We start from the raw sequence: 14,935 nt of genomic DNA on the forward strand, positions 1-14,935 counted from the left end.
AAATTTTAGTCCCCACTTGTTTTTAAGTGGGGACTAAATTAAGGCTTATAGGATGAATTCATAAGGTGTGTTCAGCGAACGCTTACGTTTGATCCACGGTATCAGCGCTGGCAGAAGACTCCTCCAGCATTTCAACACCTGGCAAATAGACTGTAGTATCTTGTGTGACATCATACCCACGCAGGTGCGCATCCTTCGCCCAAACATCCAGCATGCCCGTGAAATGGTTGGCGTGGGAATCACCAATCAAGAGAAAATCAATTTCCGCTTTATGTTCACCTAAAATGCAGCGTTTTATACTCGGCAATTCCTCTGCATTCGGATAACCATGACAATTAATCCGGATCCGATGGGCAAAGGACTGTAATGCAGCGATTTGCTGATTCACTTCAGGTGAAAAGCGCTGGGGGAAACCTTTGTGTTGAATCACACTGGCTGCAGCCGTAGTGACAATTACAGCAGGTATCACGAATCCCCACAGAATCACTTTTGAAGTCGACACACGAACGAAGGTCTTACAAGGTGTTTCCACCCAACGATAGGTGATATAGGCCAAGATCAGCGTCACGCCGATGATCAAGAACTGATTGAATAGGGTTAATGGCCATAAATGCAACTGAAACAGAACAATCAGCGGCCAATGCCACAAATACATCGGGTAGGATAATTTACCGAGATAGCGACTGAGTGGATTATTGAGCAGAAGATTACTCTTGTGATCGAGTTGCCCAAGATAAATAATCAGTGCTGTCGCCAGACAAGGCAACAAAGCTGTACGCCCTGGAAAATGGGTATTCTCATTAAAATACAATGCACAGAATGCCAAGATGATAAGGCCTAAGGTAATACCCAGCCACGACCAAAAACGTTTCAGTGGCCATGTAGGCACGAAAATGATAATTGCGCCCAACAGCAACTCAAATGCGCGCACAGGCATGGTGTAATAGGCCTTCGCAGCATTTTCTGCAATTGCGAGTTCAGCATTGAGCAAAGAGCACAGAATCAAGCCCGCAATAATGACGCCAAGCCATTTCAAGGGAACTTTGCGTAGCAAAAACAACAGAATCAATGGCCAGAAAATATAGAACTGTTCCTCTACCCCTAAAGACCATAAATGCAGTAAAGGGGTTTCATCCACGCTATTGCTGAAGTAATCTCCGACTTCTTTACGCATATAGATATTGGCCATTAAAAAAGTCGAATAAATCAGACTTTTTGAATATTGCACCAACTCCTGCGGCAGCAACAACCAATACCCCACTGCACTCACCGTCAGTAGCACGGTAAAGTAGGCAGGTGCTAAACGGATCACGCGTTTCTTATAAAACTGCGCGACCGAAAAGCGTTGCTGTTGCATGTCTTTCAGCAAAATCGTGGTGATGAGATAACCGGAAATGACGAAGAAAATATCAACACCGATATATCCTCCAGAGAAGAAACTCCAGCCGACATGGTTGAAAATGACCAACAACACCGCGATAGCACGCAGACCATCAATATCCGGCCGATAATTTATACTCATAAGAGAACAATCAAAGAATTTGTGAAATTTTAAAATTTCCCTACAAAATAGCAATCAGTTATTTTGAGGTGATGCGTGCACTAAAAATTCTTTTTGCGAAAATATTCAACAAATTCACTCGAGATAGCATGTTAAAATGTTCGGCGGTCTAGGTAAGGGTTAATCTATGCGGTTTGTTCATTTGGGTATTCACACAGAATTTTCGATTACCGAATCCATAGTCCGGGTCCCTGATCTCATCAAAGCAGCGGTCAAAGAGCAAATGCCGGCTTTGGCACTCACCGATCTGTCCAATCTACATGCAGCGGTCAAGTTTTACCGCGCTTGTCTGGGTAAAGGCATCAAACCGATTCTGGGCAGCACCTTGCGCCTGAACGATGCACAACACAAAGTAATCCTACTGGCGATGACCAATCACGGCTGGCGCAGCCTAACCGAACTGGTATCACGTGGCTGGATTGAAGGACAGCAACAAGATATTCCCTGCGTAGAAAAAGACTGGATCCTGCAACAACATCAGGATCTGATTGTCCTGCTCGGCATGCATAGTGATGTCGGACAAATGCTATGTTCATCCAATCCACAAAAAGCCGAACCGTTGCTGGAAGCCTGGATCGAAAAATTTGGCAATCGCGTCTATCTGGCTGTTACCCGGACCAATCGCCCAGGTGAAGATGATTTCATCAGTGAAGCAGTCAAACTGGCAGCAAAATACCAAATCGGTGTCGTGGCACACAATGATGTGCACTTTATTGACTCTGAAGATTACGAAGCACATGAAGCGCGTGTCTGTATTGCCGATGGTTATGTGCTCGGGGATGAGCGCCGTCCGAAAAACTATAGTCCTGAACAATACTTTAAAAGCTCAAGTGAGATGACCGAGCTGTTTGCCGATCTGCCATCGGCAATTGAAAATAGCTATTACATTGCTCAGCGCTGTAACGTCACGCTGCAATTAGGTAAATACTTCCTGCCGGATTATCCAATTCCAGAAGGTCATACCATTGAAACCTTCTTTGCCCATCTCTCCAAAGAAGGTCTCGAAGAACGTTTAGCCCACCTCTACCCGCCCGAGAAACGGGGTGAGGATTGGCCCGAGATCCGTAAACCTTATGATGAACGAATCGTTTATGAAATCGACATCATCAATAACATGGGGTTCCCAGGCTACTTCCTGATCGTGATGGACTTCATTCAGTGGTCAAAAAATAATGGCGTTCCGGTCGGTCCAGGACGGGGTTCAGGTGCAGGTTCCTTGGTGGCCTATAGCCTGAAAATTACTGACCTTGATCCATTGCGTTATGAGCTGCTGTTCGAACGTTTCCTCAATCCGGAACGTGTTTCGATGCCCGATTTCGATATCGACTTCTGTATTGCCGGTCGAGATCGCGTGATTGATTATGTGGCACAAAATTATGGTCGTGATGCCGTTTCACAGATTGCCACCTTCGGCACCATGGCAGCGAAAGGCGCCATCCGTGATGTCGCACGGGTACTGGGCAAGTCCTATGGTTTGGCCGACCGCCTATCCAAACTGATTCCCTCCAAACCGTTGGGTGTCGATCTGGCAACTGCGCTGGAAATGGAACCCCAACTGAAAGACATGGTGACCAATCCGTCTAATCCGGATTATGACGATGCCTCTGAAATCTGGGAAATGGCACTCAAGCTGGAAGGCATTACCCGTAACACCGGTAAACATGCCGGTGGTGTGGTGATTGCACCGACCAAAATTACCGATTTCTCTGCAGTCATGTGCGAAGCGGATGGTAGCAGCCGCGTTGCACAGTTCGATAAGGATGATGTGGAATCTGCGGGCCTGGTCAAGTTTGACTTCTTGGGTCTGCGTAACCTGACCGTAATTGAAGATGCCGTCCAGAACATTAACAAGCACAACCAGTTAGAAACACCACTGAATATTTCCCATATTCCGCTGGATGACGCGGATGCCTATCGAGTGTTCGCAGATGCCAACACCACGGCGGTATTCCAGTTTGAATCCGTCGGCATGAAAAAAATGCTGAAAGAGGCACGTCCAAGCAAATTTGAGGAAATTATTGCCTTCGTTTCCCTGTATCGTCCCGGTCCGATGGATCTGATTCCGGACTTTATCCACCGTATGCACGGCGGTGAATTTGAATATCTGCATCCTCTACTTGAAGGCGTACTAGAACCAACTTACGGCATCATGGTGTATCAGGAACAGGTGATGCAAACGGCACAGATTTGTGCCGGTTATACCCTCGGTGGTGCGGACTTGCTACGCCGTGCCATGGGTAAGAAAAAACCGGAAGAAATGGTCAAACAGCGCCAGATCTTTAATGCAGGTGCCGCAGAAAAAGGTATTGATGAAGTCACCGCCAACCATATCTTCGACTATATGGAAAAGTTCGCAGGTTATGGTTTTAACAAGTCACACGCTGCAGCCTATGCCCTCGTCGCCTATCAAACCGCCTGGTTAAAAGCGCATTATCCGGCTGAATTTCTGTCTGCGGTGATGTCGTCGGAAATGCAGAACACCGACAGTGTGGTATTTTTGATCGATGACTGTCGCAGCAATGGACTGGAAGTCTTACCTCCTTCGGTGAATCGATCTCTGTATCATTTCCATGCCACAGATGAAAAAACCATTGTTTACGGTTTAGGTGCCATCAAAGGCGTGGGTGAACAGGCCATGCAATCGGTGATTGAATCGCGGCAGAAAGAAGGTCCATATAAAGACCTGTTTGATTTCTGCCATCGGATTGATCTGAAAAAAATCAATAAACGCACCCTGGAAGCCTTGATTCGTGCAGGTGCGCTCGACTGCCTGGGTATTGAACGCTCCAGTCTGATGGCTCAACTGCCGGAAGCGGTCCAAGCCGCCGAACAGGCGCGACAAAACCGTGAAACCGGCATCATGGATCTGTTCGGTGAAGTAGAAGAGGTACAACGCAAACCTGCCAAGCCGGTAAAACCATGGAGTGATGAAGTCCGCTTAAAAGGTGAAAAAGACACTCTAGGCCTGTATCTCACCGGTCACCCGATTGATGTTTACCGACAGGAATTAAAAGCCTTTATTCCCGCACGCATTAATGAGCTGACACCAACACGACGCGGTGTCACCACCGTATTTGCTGGACTGGTCATTGACGTGGCCAATTTCCCGAACCGGATGATGGTGACGCTAGACGATGGTACAGCACGGATTGAAGTCAGCTGTAACCACGAACGTTTCCAGCGTTTCAAAGAGATTATCATAAACGAACGGGTTGTGGTCATCGAAGGTGAAATCTACGAACGTGAAGGCTTTGACCGTCCGATGGGACGCCTCACCAAAGCTTTTACCTTAAATGAAATTCGCCAGAAACGTGCCAATAGCATTAGAATCAAGCTTGATCATGAGATGCTGACACCACAACTGGGACATGATTTACAGCAAATCTTGCTGCCATTCTGCAATGTCGACATGTGCCAGCATATTCCGTTACAACTGCATGTGGAAACCGCCTATGCCACAGCAGAGTTACATCTGGGCATGAACTGGAAAGTGGCCCCACAGGATGAATTGCTCAGCAAATTGCGTGACTATTTCGGTAAACAGGCCTTGCATGTTGAATATCAAGTGAAATCCAAAGCGGCAAAAGCAGCAGAGCCATCCCCTGCAATACCTGTAACCACGCCGCTATCCCCCAATATGAGCATGGATGAAGCCTTGGATCTATATCAGGCCGAAACCAGCCAATATTCTTAAAACATTTTCCGGATCAAATATGAATCAACTGGACAATGCCGCAATTTCGGCATCTCTCTCAAATGTACGTATTGTCATGGTGAATACCACCCTACCTGCCAATATTGGTAGTGCCTTACGCGCCATGAAAACCATGGGGCTGAGTAAACTGGTCCTGGTTGCACCCAAAACCTATCCACATCCGGATATTGATGCGTTGGCAGCCGGTGCCAGCGACCTGATTGAACAGATCGAGATTGTAGAAACGCTGCAACAAGCCATCCAGGACTGTCATCTGGTGTTTGGCACCAGTGCGCGCAGCAGAACCATTCCCTGGCCTTTATTGGACGTCCGCCCAGCCGCAGAAAAATCCATGCAGGCCGTGGTACACCATCAACAACAAGTCGCTGTGGTATTTGGACGGGAAGATCGCGGTTTGACCAACGAAGAACTGGCTTTAGCGAATTATCATGTCACCATTCCAGTTAATACTGACTATGGGGTACTGAATGTTGCCCAAGCCATTCAGGTCGTCTGCTATGAAATGCGCATGGCCACCCTGCAGTTGCAGGTGCAACCGACTGCACATGAAGAACAAATGCCGGTCACAGAACAGGAATCCATGCAATGGGATGAACCGCTAGTCACCCATGCGCAAATGGAGCAGTTTTATCCACATATGGAGAAAATGCTGCAAGATATTGAATTTTTGGATCCAAAAAATCCGCGATTGTTACCTTTACGCTTGCGCCGTTTGTTTGGACGGATACAATTAGACCGTATGGAATATCATTTATTACGTGGCATTTTTAGCCGGGTACAGGCTCTGACACAGGGCACATGGAAAAAATCGACAGATCAAGAGGATCAAACAGATGCTTAAACAGCTCAAAGAAGATGTCCAAGCTGTATTTGCGCGAGATCCCGCCGCTCGCAATACTTTAGAAGTTTTAACGACTTATCCGGGTATTCATGCGCTGCTCATGCACCGTATGGCCCATGAACTGTGGAAAAAAAACTGTAAGGGTTCAGCACGCCTGTTATCCTCTTTCAGCCGTTTTGCGACCGGCATCGAAATTCATCCAGGCGCAAAAATTGGTAAACGTTTCTTTATTGATCATGGTATGGGCGTGGTCATCGGAGAAACCGCCGAAATTGGTGATGATGTCACCCTGTATCATGGCGTGACCTTAGGCGGTACAACCTGGAACAAAGGTAAACGTCACCCGACGCTGGAAGATGGCGTGATCGTGGGCGCTGGTGCCAAAATTCTGGGGCCTTTTACGGTCGGCAAAGGGGCCAAAATCGGATCAAATGCGGTCGTCACCAAAGAAGTACCGGCCGGTGCAACTGCGGTCGGTTACTCGGCACGCTATATCCTGAAAGATCAAAAAGAGCAGGATAAAAGCAAACAGGAACAGGAAGCCCGCCGCCGTGATTATGCAGAAAGCATTGGCTTCCAACCGTATGCTACCACACAGGATCAGTCCGACCCTATTCTGGAAGGTATGCGTGTTTTACTGGATCGTTTGCAGCTGAATGAAAAACGTATCAACAGTTTATGTCAGCGTCTTTCCCAGCTAGATCCGACCTTTAAATCCCAGCAGCAAAATGAACAGCCTTATAGTGCAAAAGAACTGCAAATTATCGAAGATGTGCGTCGTGAATGCGAAGCACAAAACAGTCAAGCCAAGCCTTAAACCACTCAATAAAGACTGTAACAAGGACAGCGTTGTATGTTGCTGAGCTTTTTCTTAGACTCAGCTACAGCCTGTCTAATGATAAAATAGAACAACGGATGAATCTTATGCGCCTAACACCGCTGGCCTGTACTTTGATTGCGACCTCACTCCTCACCACAGCCTGTAGTACCGTTTCAACCCAACCAGAAAGGGTTGAGCCGATCATCTTTATCGAACCTGAAATTAGCCCGGCCTTCTATGCGCTGAATCCGTTTAATTATGATGCACCGCCTCCGTTTGAGTTGGCCTTAAAACAGGCCGCAGCGCAACCCGTCAACAAGATGCAGATCAAATCACCTCAGGATCCGAGCAAAACCATTATCTTGGAAGTGAACAAATTGATTATTCCGACAATCAATCAACCTGAACGCACCATGAAATTTGCTGTGATGGCTGGTGAAAATGAACTGGATGTGACTGAGATTGACGATTTTCTGCAACTGGTCGAAGGTAAAGCACGGCATTATCCCCCACGCTTTACTGACCGTCAGGAACGTCGAGGTTTTGAAAGCAAGCTGCGTGAAGTCAGCCAGCAGCTCGATACGTTGGCCAGCCATCCGAATGCTTCATTTGATGTACTGATGCGTGCGTTTAAAGCTAGTGTCATGGGCCGCAATCTGGATTTAGGTCATGCTTATACCAGCAAATCCTTAACCTATGCACAGCGTATTCTCAAAATCAATCAAAATGATGCGGAAGCGAATTTCTGGTTTGGTTTTGGCTTGTCTGAAGGGGGTGGTCAACGTGAAGCGATTCCTTATCTAGACAAAGCCATGAAGGCAGGGGTACAAGAAGCTTATTTGTCTGCAGCCAACAATTACATTGCCATGGAACAAAAGAAAAACGCCATAAACACCTTAAAAGCCTATAAAGGCAAGTATCCAAGTGAAGCTGAAGTCGCCGACCGTTTAATCCAGGAAATTGAAAAACAGGGCCGCTGGAACGTCTGGCAAGTCCTCAATTCCGCTTCTTAACTAAGGTTGGTATTACAAAAACGCTAAAAAATAGGCTGCCTGTTCAGCCTATTTTTTATACGAAATACATTACAAAAATTCTGCCTTCACGTATGATGACCGCATCTGTTCTACTATGTTGAACTATGCCAACGCTCATAACAAAAAAAATAATTGCTGTGTCGATGGGTCTCAGTCTACTAGGGATAAGCGGCTGTCAGGTGGTGAGTGTCAAACAGCAAGCGCTGAATGTCACGATTGCCAATGAACGTGACAGCATTCTGACACGCCATAAACTGAGTGAAGCCAGCCTGAATGTACTGTCCATGACGGGTCGAGAAGCCAAAGCCTGTATCGAGCAGGCGGTTCATTGCGTTGCCGAGCTCCAACAGATTCCACAAATCCAGGATGAACAGCTCCTCTCGACCAGTAGTGAAATTTATCTGGCGCGTGCCATGCAGCTTGGTGACTCCACCGCTTGCCAATATAGCCCAACTGAACAGCAAACTAAAAATCCGCAACAGCACAATCAGCAACAACAGTATGAACAGTGTCTGGATCAGCAACTGGATTTACTGGACAAAAGTATTCGTTACAGTTATGCCTATCTGTTTAAAACCAGACGTCAGCCACAAGAGCGCATTTTTGACAACCGTCAGGTTCAGATCCGTGATTTTTATAATCAGGCGGTCGCGAAACTGATCATGACCTATGCCAACCGCCATCAAAGTGGCAAAGTCGAGTCCCAAATCAAGGTCGGTAAGAGCGTCTATAACATCGATTTTTCACACTTCCCTCAGCTGGCTCATCTGCAGGTGGAACAGTTACTGTCGAGTTATAATCTTAACTTTTCCGGATTACGTTCCATCAACCGCCGTGATGGCTTCGGTTCAGAATTTGTGGTGGTTCTGGCCAAAGATCAGCAACCGGTCAATGACCGCTATATTTTGGATCCGCTCAATTTTTCCTATCGCAATGGCCAGCATCCCAATATTCATCAGGCACGTTACTTGGCAGCCACAATTGCCATGCAACCCAAATCGCTACAGAGTGTCGAGGATATTCTGAATCAGCCGGAAATACAGATTCAGCTTTATGATCCTTACCGGGTCGACAAAATTAGGGTGGGCAATAAACAGTATCCTCTGGCAGCCAATTTTTCTGCACCCTATGGACTGTGGCTAGCACAAAATAATCTTGGCATTGCAGCCTATCTCTCCCTGATTGACCGGGAAAAAAATCTGGCGATGCCCCATTTGTATATGCTGGAGCCGTATAACCCGCAAAAAAAAGTCATTGTGCTGATACATGGGATGGCCAGTAGCCCGGAAGCCTGGATTGCACTGACCAATGACATCATGGGTGATCAGGTGTTACGTGAACATTATCAGGTCTGGCAGGTTTTTTATTCGACCAATATGCCCATGATCGAAAGTCGTTTGCAAATTTATGCCTTATTGAAACATGCCTTTGGCCAGCTCAATACACAAGCACCGGCCAAACAGGATGCCGTTTTGATTGGGCATAGCATGGGCGGAATTATCAGCCGCTTATTAGTCAGTAATGCTGATCTTTCCCGAGATGCGCTACACACCATGAATGCAAGACAGCAAAGCACTCTGAAAAATGACCCGATGCTGAATGAGCGTTTACAAATCCGTTCAATTGATCAGTTCAGCCGTGCCATTTTTCTGGCGACGCCACACCGCGGAACCGAGTATGCTGAACGCTGGTTCACCCGCGCAGCACGAAAAATCATCCGCCTTCCGGGTGTCTTTGTGTCAAGCCTGAGCGAAGCCATCCAAGCGCAAGACCCCGATATGAAATCTCTGTTACAACAGATGGATCGGGGGCTAATTCAGAATGGCCCCAGTGACCTCAGCCATCAATCGCGTTTTATTGCCCTGACGCAAGATGTGATGCCACGTCAAGGGCTGATTTATCATTCAATTTTGGGCAATCAGACGGATACTGAACAGAAAACACAAATGAGCGATGGTATTGTCAGTTATCAAAGTGCCCATTTGCCAGGTGCACGTTCAGAAAAGATTTTTAAAGGTGGACATTCCATTCAGATGACGCCTGATGCTGTGCTGGAGCTACGACGAATTTTACGCCAGCATTTAACGGAACTAGGTCTGTATCATCCCTAACCCTCTTAAGGAAACGATTAAAAGATCTCTTCAGTTTTGATGTATGTTATGAATCTCCAATAAAAAAGAATCCCGAAGGATTCTTTTTACTCTGTTGGGTAAGGAACTCGACTTAAACGCGTTCAACCGCTAAAGCCACCCCCATCCCGCCACCGATACATAATGTTGCCAAACCTTTTTTCGCTGCACGGCGTTGCATTTCGTGTAACAACGTCACCAGAATACGGCAGCCGGATGCGCCAATTGGATGGCCCAATGCAATTGCACCACCGTTCACATTAACCTTATCCATATCCAGACCTAATTCTTTCGATACCCCTAGAGCCTGTGCAGCAAAGGCTTCATTGGCTTCAACCAGATCCACTTCTTGCAGTGACCAGCTGGCTTTTTCCAGTGTTTTTCGTACCGCATTAACCGGTCCTAGCCCCATCACTTCTGGTTCAATACCCGACATGGCATAAGATTTAATTTTGGCTAATGGCGTTAGGCCCAGTTCGGCAGCTTTATCAGCACTCATCACCAAGACCGCGGCTGCTCCATCATTAATGCCCGAAGCGTTTCCTGCCGTCACTGTTCCATCCTTCTTAAAGGCCGGACGTAGTTTGGCCAGACTCTGCTCGTTGCTGTCCGCCTTGATATATTCATCCCGCTCGAAATTCAGCGGATCACCTTTACGTTGCGGGATCTGAACTGGCACAATTTCCGCTTCAAATTTGCCTTCAGCCTGCGCTTTGGCAGCACGTTGCTGTGAAGTAAGTGCCAAGGCATCCTGATCTTCACGGCTAATCGACAGTTTTTCTACAATATTTTCCGCGGTAATGCCCATATGGTACTGGTTATACACATCAGTCAAACCATCATAGACCATACTGTCTATCAGCTGTGCATTGCCCATTTTTTGGCCATTACGCATCTGGATAATATGGGCGCTTTGTGACATCGACTCTTGGCCACCCGCCACCACAATATCCGCTTCGCCGCTTACAATCGCCTGTGCTGCGAGATGCACAGCACGCAATCCTGAACCGCAAACCACGTTCAAGGTTGAAGCCGGCACCGAAACCGGGATACCGGCCGCAATAGCTGCCTGACGTGCTGGGTTTTGACCTACACCTGCAGTGAGTACATTCCCCATGATAACCTGATCCACCTGTTCCGGTTTGACGCCAGCATCTTCGAGGACAGCACGAATCACTATCTGTCCCAATTGAGGTGCGCTAACACTAGCAAGACCACCCAAAAAACTTCCAATTGCAGTACGTTTTGCAGCAACAATCACAACTTCTTTCATTTTATATCCTATCTTTTCATTTATCTATTGCTTGAAGTGCCTGCACCTATACTATAGGCCTGCACTGATAATGCCCAAATATTAAAATAGACTGGCCTGTACATAACTGCCCGGTGCAGCTTCCTTGACAGGATAGGCAACACTGCCTAAGCTGCGAGCCGGCACTTGCTCACCGGTATAAGGGGCAAGCCACTCCTGCCAGCGTAACCACCAGGATTCGGGATGGAATTGAGCATCTGCGAGCCACTGCTTAGGATTTTCATAAGCCGCGTGATTGGTATAACAACCATATTTATTCCGGCTGGGTGGATTGATGATCCCCGCTACATGGCCAGATTCACCTAACACCAAAGTGCTTTCGCCCCCAAGATACGTTGAACCTTTAAAGCACGCATCCCAGAGTGCAATATGGTCTTCCTGAGTCGAGATAAAAAAGTTTGGTGTCTTTACTTTTGACAGGTTCAGACCTACGCCATTAACCTTGATCTTATTCGGCTGAATCAGTTCATTATTTAGATAAAGATTACGCACCAGGAAATTATGGACATGTCCGGCAATATTGGTGCCATCACTGTTCCAGTACAAAATATCAAAGTCAGACGGATGTTTGCCCTTTAAATAGTTTTCAATGTAATAGTTCCAGTACAAGGTATTTTCACGTAACAGGCTAAACGTTACTGCCAACATGCGGCCATCAAAATAGCCCACCTGTTGATTCAGGGTTTCAATCCCTTGAATGACCGGTTCATTAATAAATGCACCCAAACTGCCTGGATTATCAAAGTCTAATAAAGTCGCTAGATAGGTCGCACTTTTGACGTGATTCTTCAGGCGTTTCGCGACATAGTAGGCCTGCGTCGCTGCGAGAACCGTCCCACCAATACAATAACCAATCGCATTGACTTCTTTTTCTCCGGTCATTTCCTCAATGACCCGCATCGCTTCAACCGTACCCGAGGTAATCAGGTCATCAAAGCGCATTTCCTTTTGTTCAGCCCCCGGATTCCGCCAGGACATCAAAAATACGGTATGCCCTTGCTGACGCAACCAATTCACAAAAGAATTCTGCTCACGCAAATCCAGAATATAGTATTTGTTGATAAAAGGCGGAACCAACAGGATCGGTGTCTGGTAAACCGTTTCGCTTGTCGCTTCATATTGCAACAGTTGGAAGACCGGATTTTCAAAAATGACTGCACCCGGCGTATAAGCCAGATCTTTCCCTAAACGGAACGAGTCATTATTGACCATACGTACAGACAGATATTTGCTGCTGTTCATGACATCATCATGGAAAATTTCCATGCCACGTACCAGATTCTGTCCATGTTCCTGTACGGTCTGATGAATCACTTCAGGATTGGTCCACAAAAAATTCCCCGGAGAAAAGGCATTGACCATTTGACGGGTAAAAAAGTGGATTCGGTGACGCACTTTATCCGGAATGCCTTCCACCTCATCCAGCATCTCTTGCACCAATTTGCTGAAATGCAGATAGGACTGGGTCAAAAGATCATAATTCGGCTCCTGCCACAGTGAATCCTTGAACCGGCGATCCCCCTGCTCGGGGGTGACCAAAGGCTGGATATCCTTGTTGACATTACGCAACATGATATTTTGATAGATCTGCATCTGGCCAATCCACCATTTGCTCTGCATCTCGATCAAGCGAGCCGGGTTTTTGGTTAATGCCTGAAAGAACAGCGTCATGTCTTCATTATTGACTTTACTCAATGCTTCATTGAGTGGATTATCACCATAATAAAATTCTTGTACTTTCTTCCAGATTTCCTCATGTACATCAAAAAAACGTTGGACGTTCTGGTTAAACTGAAAAATGTTCTGTTGCATTGCGCCACTCCGCCTACTGGGTCATTCCTCATGCTTTATCAGGAATGGGATAGCAAACGGGGAAGTGATTTCCACTTCCCCGCATACTAGTCTTCAATCTTCATCTGGATTGCAAACCGTTATTTATTGTTCGGCATTGATTCACTCACCAACTTGTCAAACTCGGCTTTAAATTCAGTCGCCAAGCTCGCCAGCTTTTGTCCGTCCTCAATCATTTGCTGGCTGAGTTTAGTCATGGTTTCCAACTGTTTGGTGCCACAGTTGATCATGCTTTGCATGTCTCTCACTTCACTGTTGGCAAACACTTGCGACAAGGTGATGTCAGCATAATGACGCGCCGCGTTGAGTTGTAAATTGGTCAGGTCAGCAAAGTTTTTTGCCACAAGACTGTTAAATTTTGCATAAGGTTCAAACATATTTTTGTATTGAGCATTCATGTTTGAAAAGATATCGCCGTATAGCATTGGTACTACTCCATGGATTTATAGTGCTTAAAATTTAGTTATTGTTCAAAATGTCAAAAAACAAATGCCATCAGCATAAAGCTTACTGCATGTATAGACCACCATTGATCGACAAGGTCTCACCGGTAATATAGGTGCCATATTCGCCCACCAGATACATGACGGCTGCTGCAATTTCTTCAGGCTGAGCTAGACGGTTTAACGGAATCTGGTCTTCAATACTTTTGACTACTTCTTCGCGCATCGCAGTCACCATTGGTGTCGCGGTGTAACCAGGTGCCACCACATTCACGCATATATTCGAGCGTGCGCCTTCTTGGGCCAGCGCTTTAGTAAACCCAATCATGCCTGCTTTCGCAGCTGAATAGTTGGCTTGTCCAAACTGTCCTTTTAGACCATTCACCGAACTGATATTGACAATCCGTCCCTGCTTTTGCTCAAGCATTTTATTAAAGACTGGATGGGTCACGGTAAACAGGGTTTTTAAATTGGTATCGAGTACCTGTGACCACTGATCAAATGACATTTTTTTGAATGTCGCGTCACGTGTGATCCCTGCATTATTCACCAAAACATCTACACGACCTTCGGCTTCAATCGCTTCCTGAATCGCTGTCGTTGCATCAGCATGGTTGGTCAGATCGGTTAAGACAAAACGTACATCTTCTGGCTGAAATCCTTCACTTTCTAGCCATTGCTTTTCACGGTCTTCCTCACGTGGAACAACCGTTGCAATAATTTTATAATCTGCTTTTACCAGCTGACGACAAATTTCACTACCAATACCACCTAGTGCCCCTGTCACAAATGCGACTTTTCTTTCGGACATATCTTTACCTTTAGCAACTCGAAAAATGGTTGAGTGGATCCACAAAGATTCCTCAGAATCTGCACACAAATTAACCTTTTCTATGTTAAAGCCCTATTACAGCTGCTTGATGTTTTTATGTACAAATGTAACTAACGATATTTAAGTAACACGAGAAAACTGAGAGGGAGATGTGCGAGGATAATCAACGAGATAAAAGTACAGATACTTTCAAAAAGTTTTTATGGTTCACTCCTTGTTACCGCATTTTTGCCATAAATACGCTCTTAAAAAATTCAATTAAAAGGAAGGATAAAGAAACCTCAATTGCCAGAACATTTTTATTTCGCTACTGTTTTCCAATTTTGAATAGATGAACAACCTCCCAAACCAACTTAAATCACTGTAAAAATATGGACACCCGCTTCGTCTTCTTTCA

General features: G+C 46.1%; 10 protein-coding genes. 5 read left to right on the forward strand and 5 right to left on the reverse strand.

What is annotated here, in order from left to right; genetic code table 11:
• Positions 1-82: 82 nt before the first annotated feature.
• Positions 83-1,522 (reverse strand): acyltransferase family protein, encoded by a 1,440-nt coding sequence (locus PAE54_RS08015; protein WP_326519036.1) that lies wholly within the window; start codon positions 1,520-1,522, stop codon positions 83-85.
• Positions 1,523-1,688: 166 nt separating this feature from the next.
• Here PAE54_RS08015 and dnaE point away from each other — a divergent pair, with 166 nt between their 5' ends.
• The 5 genes from dnaE (at position 1,689) to PAE54_RS08040 (ending at position 10,082) form a co-directional block, all read left to right on the forward strand.
• Positions 1,689-5,255, forward strand: coding sequence for a DNA polymerase III subunit alpha (gene dnaE, locus PAE54_RS08020; protein ID WP_326519037.1), 3,567 nt, complete (start codon positions 1,689-1,691; stop codon positions 5,253-5,255).
• Between the two features lie 19 nt (positions 5,256-5,274).
• The gene (locus tag PAE54_RS08025; protein ID WP_326519038.1) at positions 5,275-6,117 is read left to right on the forward strand and encodes an RNA methyltransferase; all 843 of its coding nucleotides are present in this window, start codon (positions 5,275-5,277) and stop codon (positions 6,115-6,117) included.
• The gene (cysE, locus tag PAE54_RS08030) at positions 6,110-6,934 is read left to right on the forward strand and encodes a serine O-acetyltransferase (RefSeq protein ID WP_326519039.1); all 825 of its coding nucleotides are present in this window, start codon (positions 6,110-6,112) and stop codon (positions 6,932-6,934) included. Before PAE54_RS08025 ends, cysE begins: the two co-directional genes overlap by 8 nt.
• Before the next feature lie 107 nt (positions 6,935-7,041).
• On the forward strand, positions 7,042-7,950 hold the full coding sequence (locus tag PAE54_RS08035) for an ABUW_2363 family tetratricopeptide repeat lipoprotein (RefSeq protein WP_326519040.1): 909 nt from the start codon (positions 7,042-7,044) through the stop codon (positions 7,948-7,950).
• Positions 7,951-8,075: 125 nt separating this feature from the next.
• Positions 8,076-10,082 (forward strand): esterase/lipase family protein, encoded by a 2,007-nt coding sequence (locus tag PAE54_RS08040; protein WP_442784391.1) that lies wholly within the window; start codon positions 8,076-8,078, stop codon positions 10,080-10,082.
• Positions 10,083-10,194: 112 nt separating this feature from the next.
• Here the strand turns inward: PAE54_RS08040 and PAE54_RS08045 are convergent, their stop codons facing one another.
• From PAE54_RS08045 to PAE54_RS08060, 4 genes are all read right to left on the reverse strand, one after another.
• A complete protein-coding gene (locus PAE54_RS08045; RefSeq protein WP_326519042.1) occupies positions 10,195-11,373 on the reverse strand; it encodes an acetyl-CoA C-acetyltransferase in 1,179 nt (392 codons plus the stop codon).
• Between the two features lie 81 nt (positions 11,374-11,454).
• Positions 11,455-13,224: a class I poly(R)-hydroxyalkanoic acid synthase gene (phaC, locus tag PAE54_RS08050; RefSeq protein ID WP_326519043.1), complete on the reverse strand. Its 1,770-nt coding sequence runs from the start codon at positions 13,222-13,224 to the stop codon at positions 11,455-11,457.
• Between the two features lie 119 nt (positions 13,225-13,343).
• Complete coding sequence (locus PAE54_RS08055; protein WP_273778912.1) at positions 13,344-13,688, reverse strand: phasin family protein; 345 nt, start codon at positions 13,686-13,688, stop codon at positions 13,344-13,346.
• Positions 13,689-13,770: 82 nt separating this feature from the next.
• On the reverse strand, positions 13,771-14,517 hold the full coding sequence (locus tag PAE54_RS08060) for a beta-ketoacyl-ACP reductase (RefSeq protein ID WP_273778911.1): 747 nt from the start codon (positions 14,515-14,517) through the stop codon (positions 13,771-13,773).
• Positions 14,518-14,935: the final 418 nt, after the last annotated feature.

The sequence above is a fragment of the Acinetobacter minutum genome (assembly GCF_035916735.1).
In the GTDB taxonomy this organism is placed as follows: Bacteria; Pseudomonadota; Gammaproteobacteria; order Pseudomonadales; family Moraxellaceae; genus Acinetobacter.

Coding starts and splice junctions, on each gene's coding strand:
- PAE54_RS08035 (WP_326519040.1), top strand. CDS start 7,042: ATGCGCCTAACACCGCTGGCCTGTACTTTGATTGCGACCTCACTCCTC.
- PAE54_RS08045 (WP_326519042.1), bottom strand. CDS start 11,373: ATGAAAGAAGTTGTGATTGTTGCTGCAAAACGTACTGCAATTGGAAGT.
- PAE54_RS08055 (WP_273778912.1), bottom strand. CDS start 13,688: ATGCTATACGGCGATATCTTTTCAAACATGAATGCTCAATACAAAAAT.
- PAE54_RS08025 (WP_326519038.1), top strand. CDS start 5,275: ATGAATCAACTGGACAATGCCGCAATTTCGGCATCTCTCTCAAATGTA.
- PAE54_RS08060 (WP_273778911.1), bottom strand. CDS start 14,517: ATGTCCGAAAGAAAAGTCGCATTTGTGACAGGGGCACTAGGTGGTATT.
- phaC (WP_326519043.1), bottom strand. CDS start 13,224: ATGCAACAGAACATTTTTCAGTTTAACCAGAACGTCCAACGTTTTTTT.
- PAE54_RS08015 (WP_326519036.1), bottom strand. CDS start 1,522: ATGAGTATAAATTATCGGCCGGATATTGATGGTCTGCGTGCTATCGCG.
- cysE (WP_326519039.1), top strand. CDS start 6,110: ATGCTTAAACAGCTCAAAGAAGATGTCCAAGCTGTATTTGCGCGAGAT.
- dnaE (WP_326519037.1), top strand. CDS start 1,689: ATGCGGTTTGTTCATTTGGGTATTCACACAGAATTTTCGATTACCGAA.
- PAE54_RS08040 (WP_442784391.1), top strand. CDS start 8,076: ATGCCAACGCTCATAACAAAAAAAATAATTGCTGTGTCGATGGGTCTC.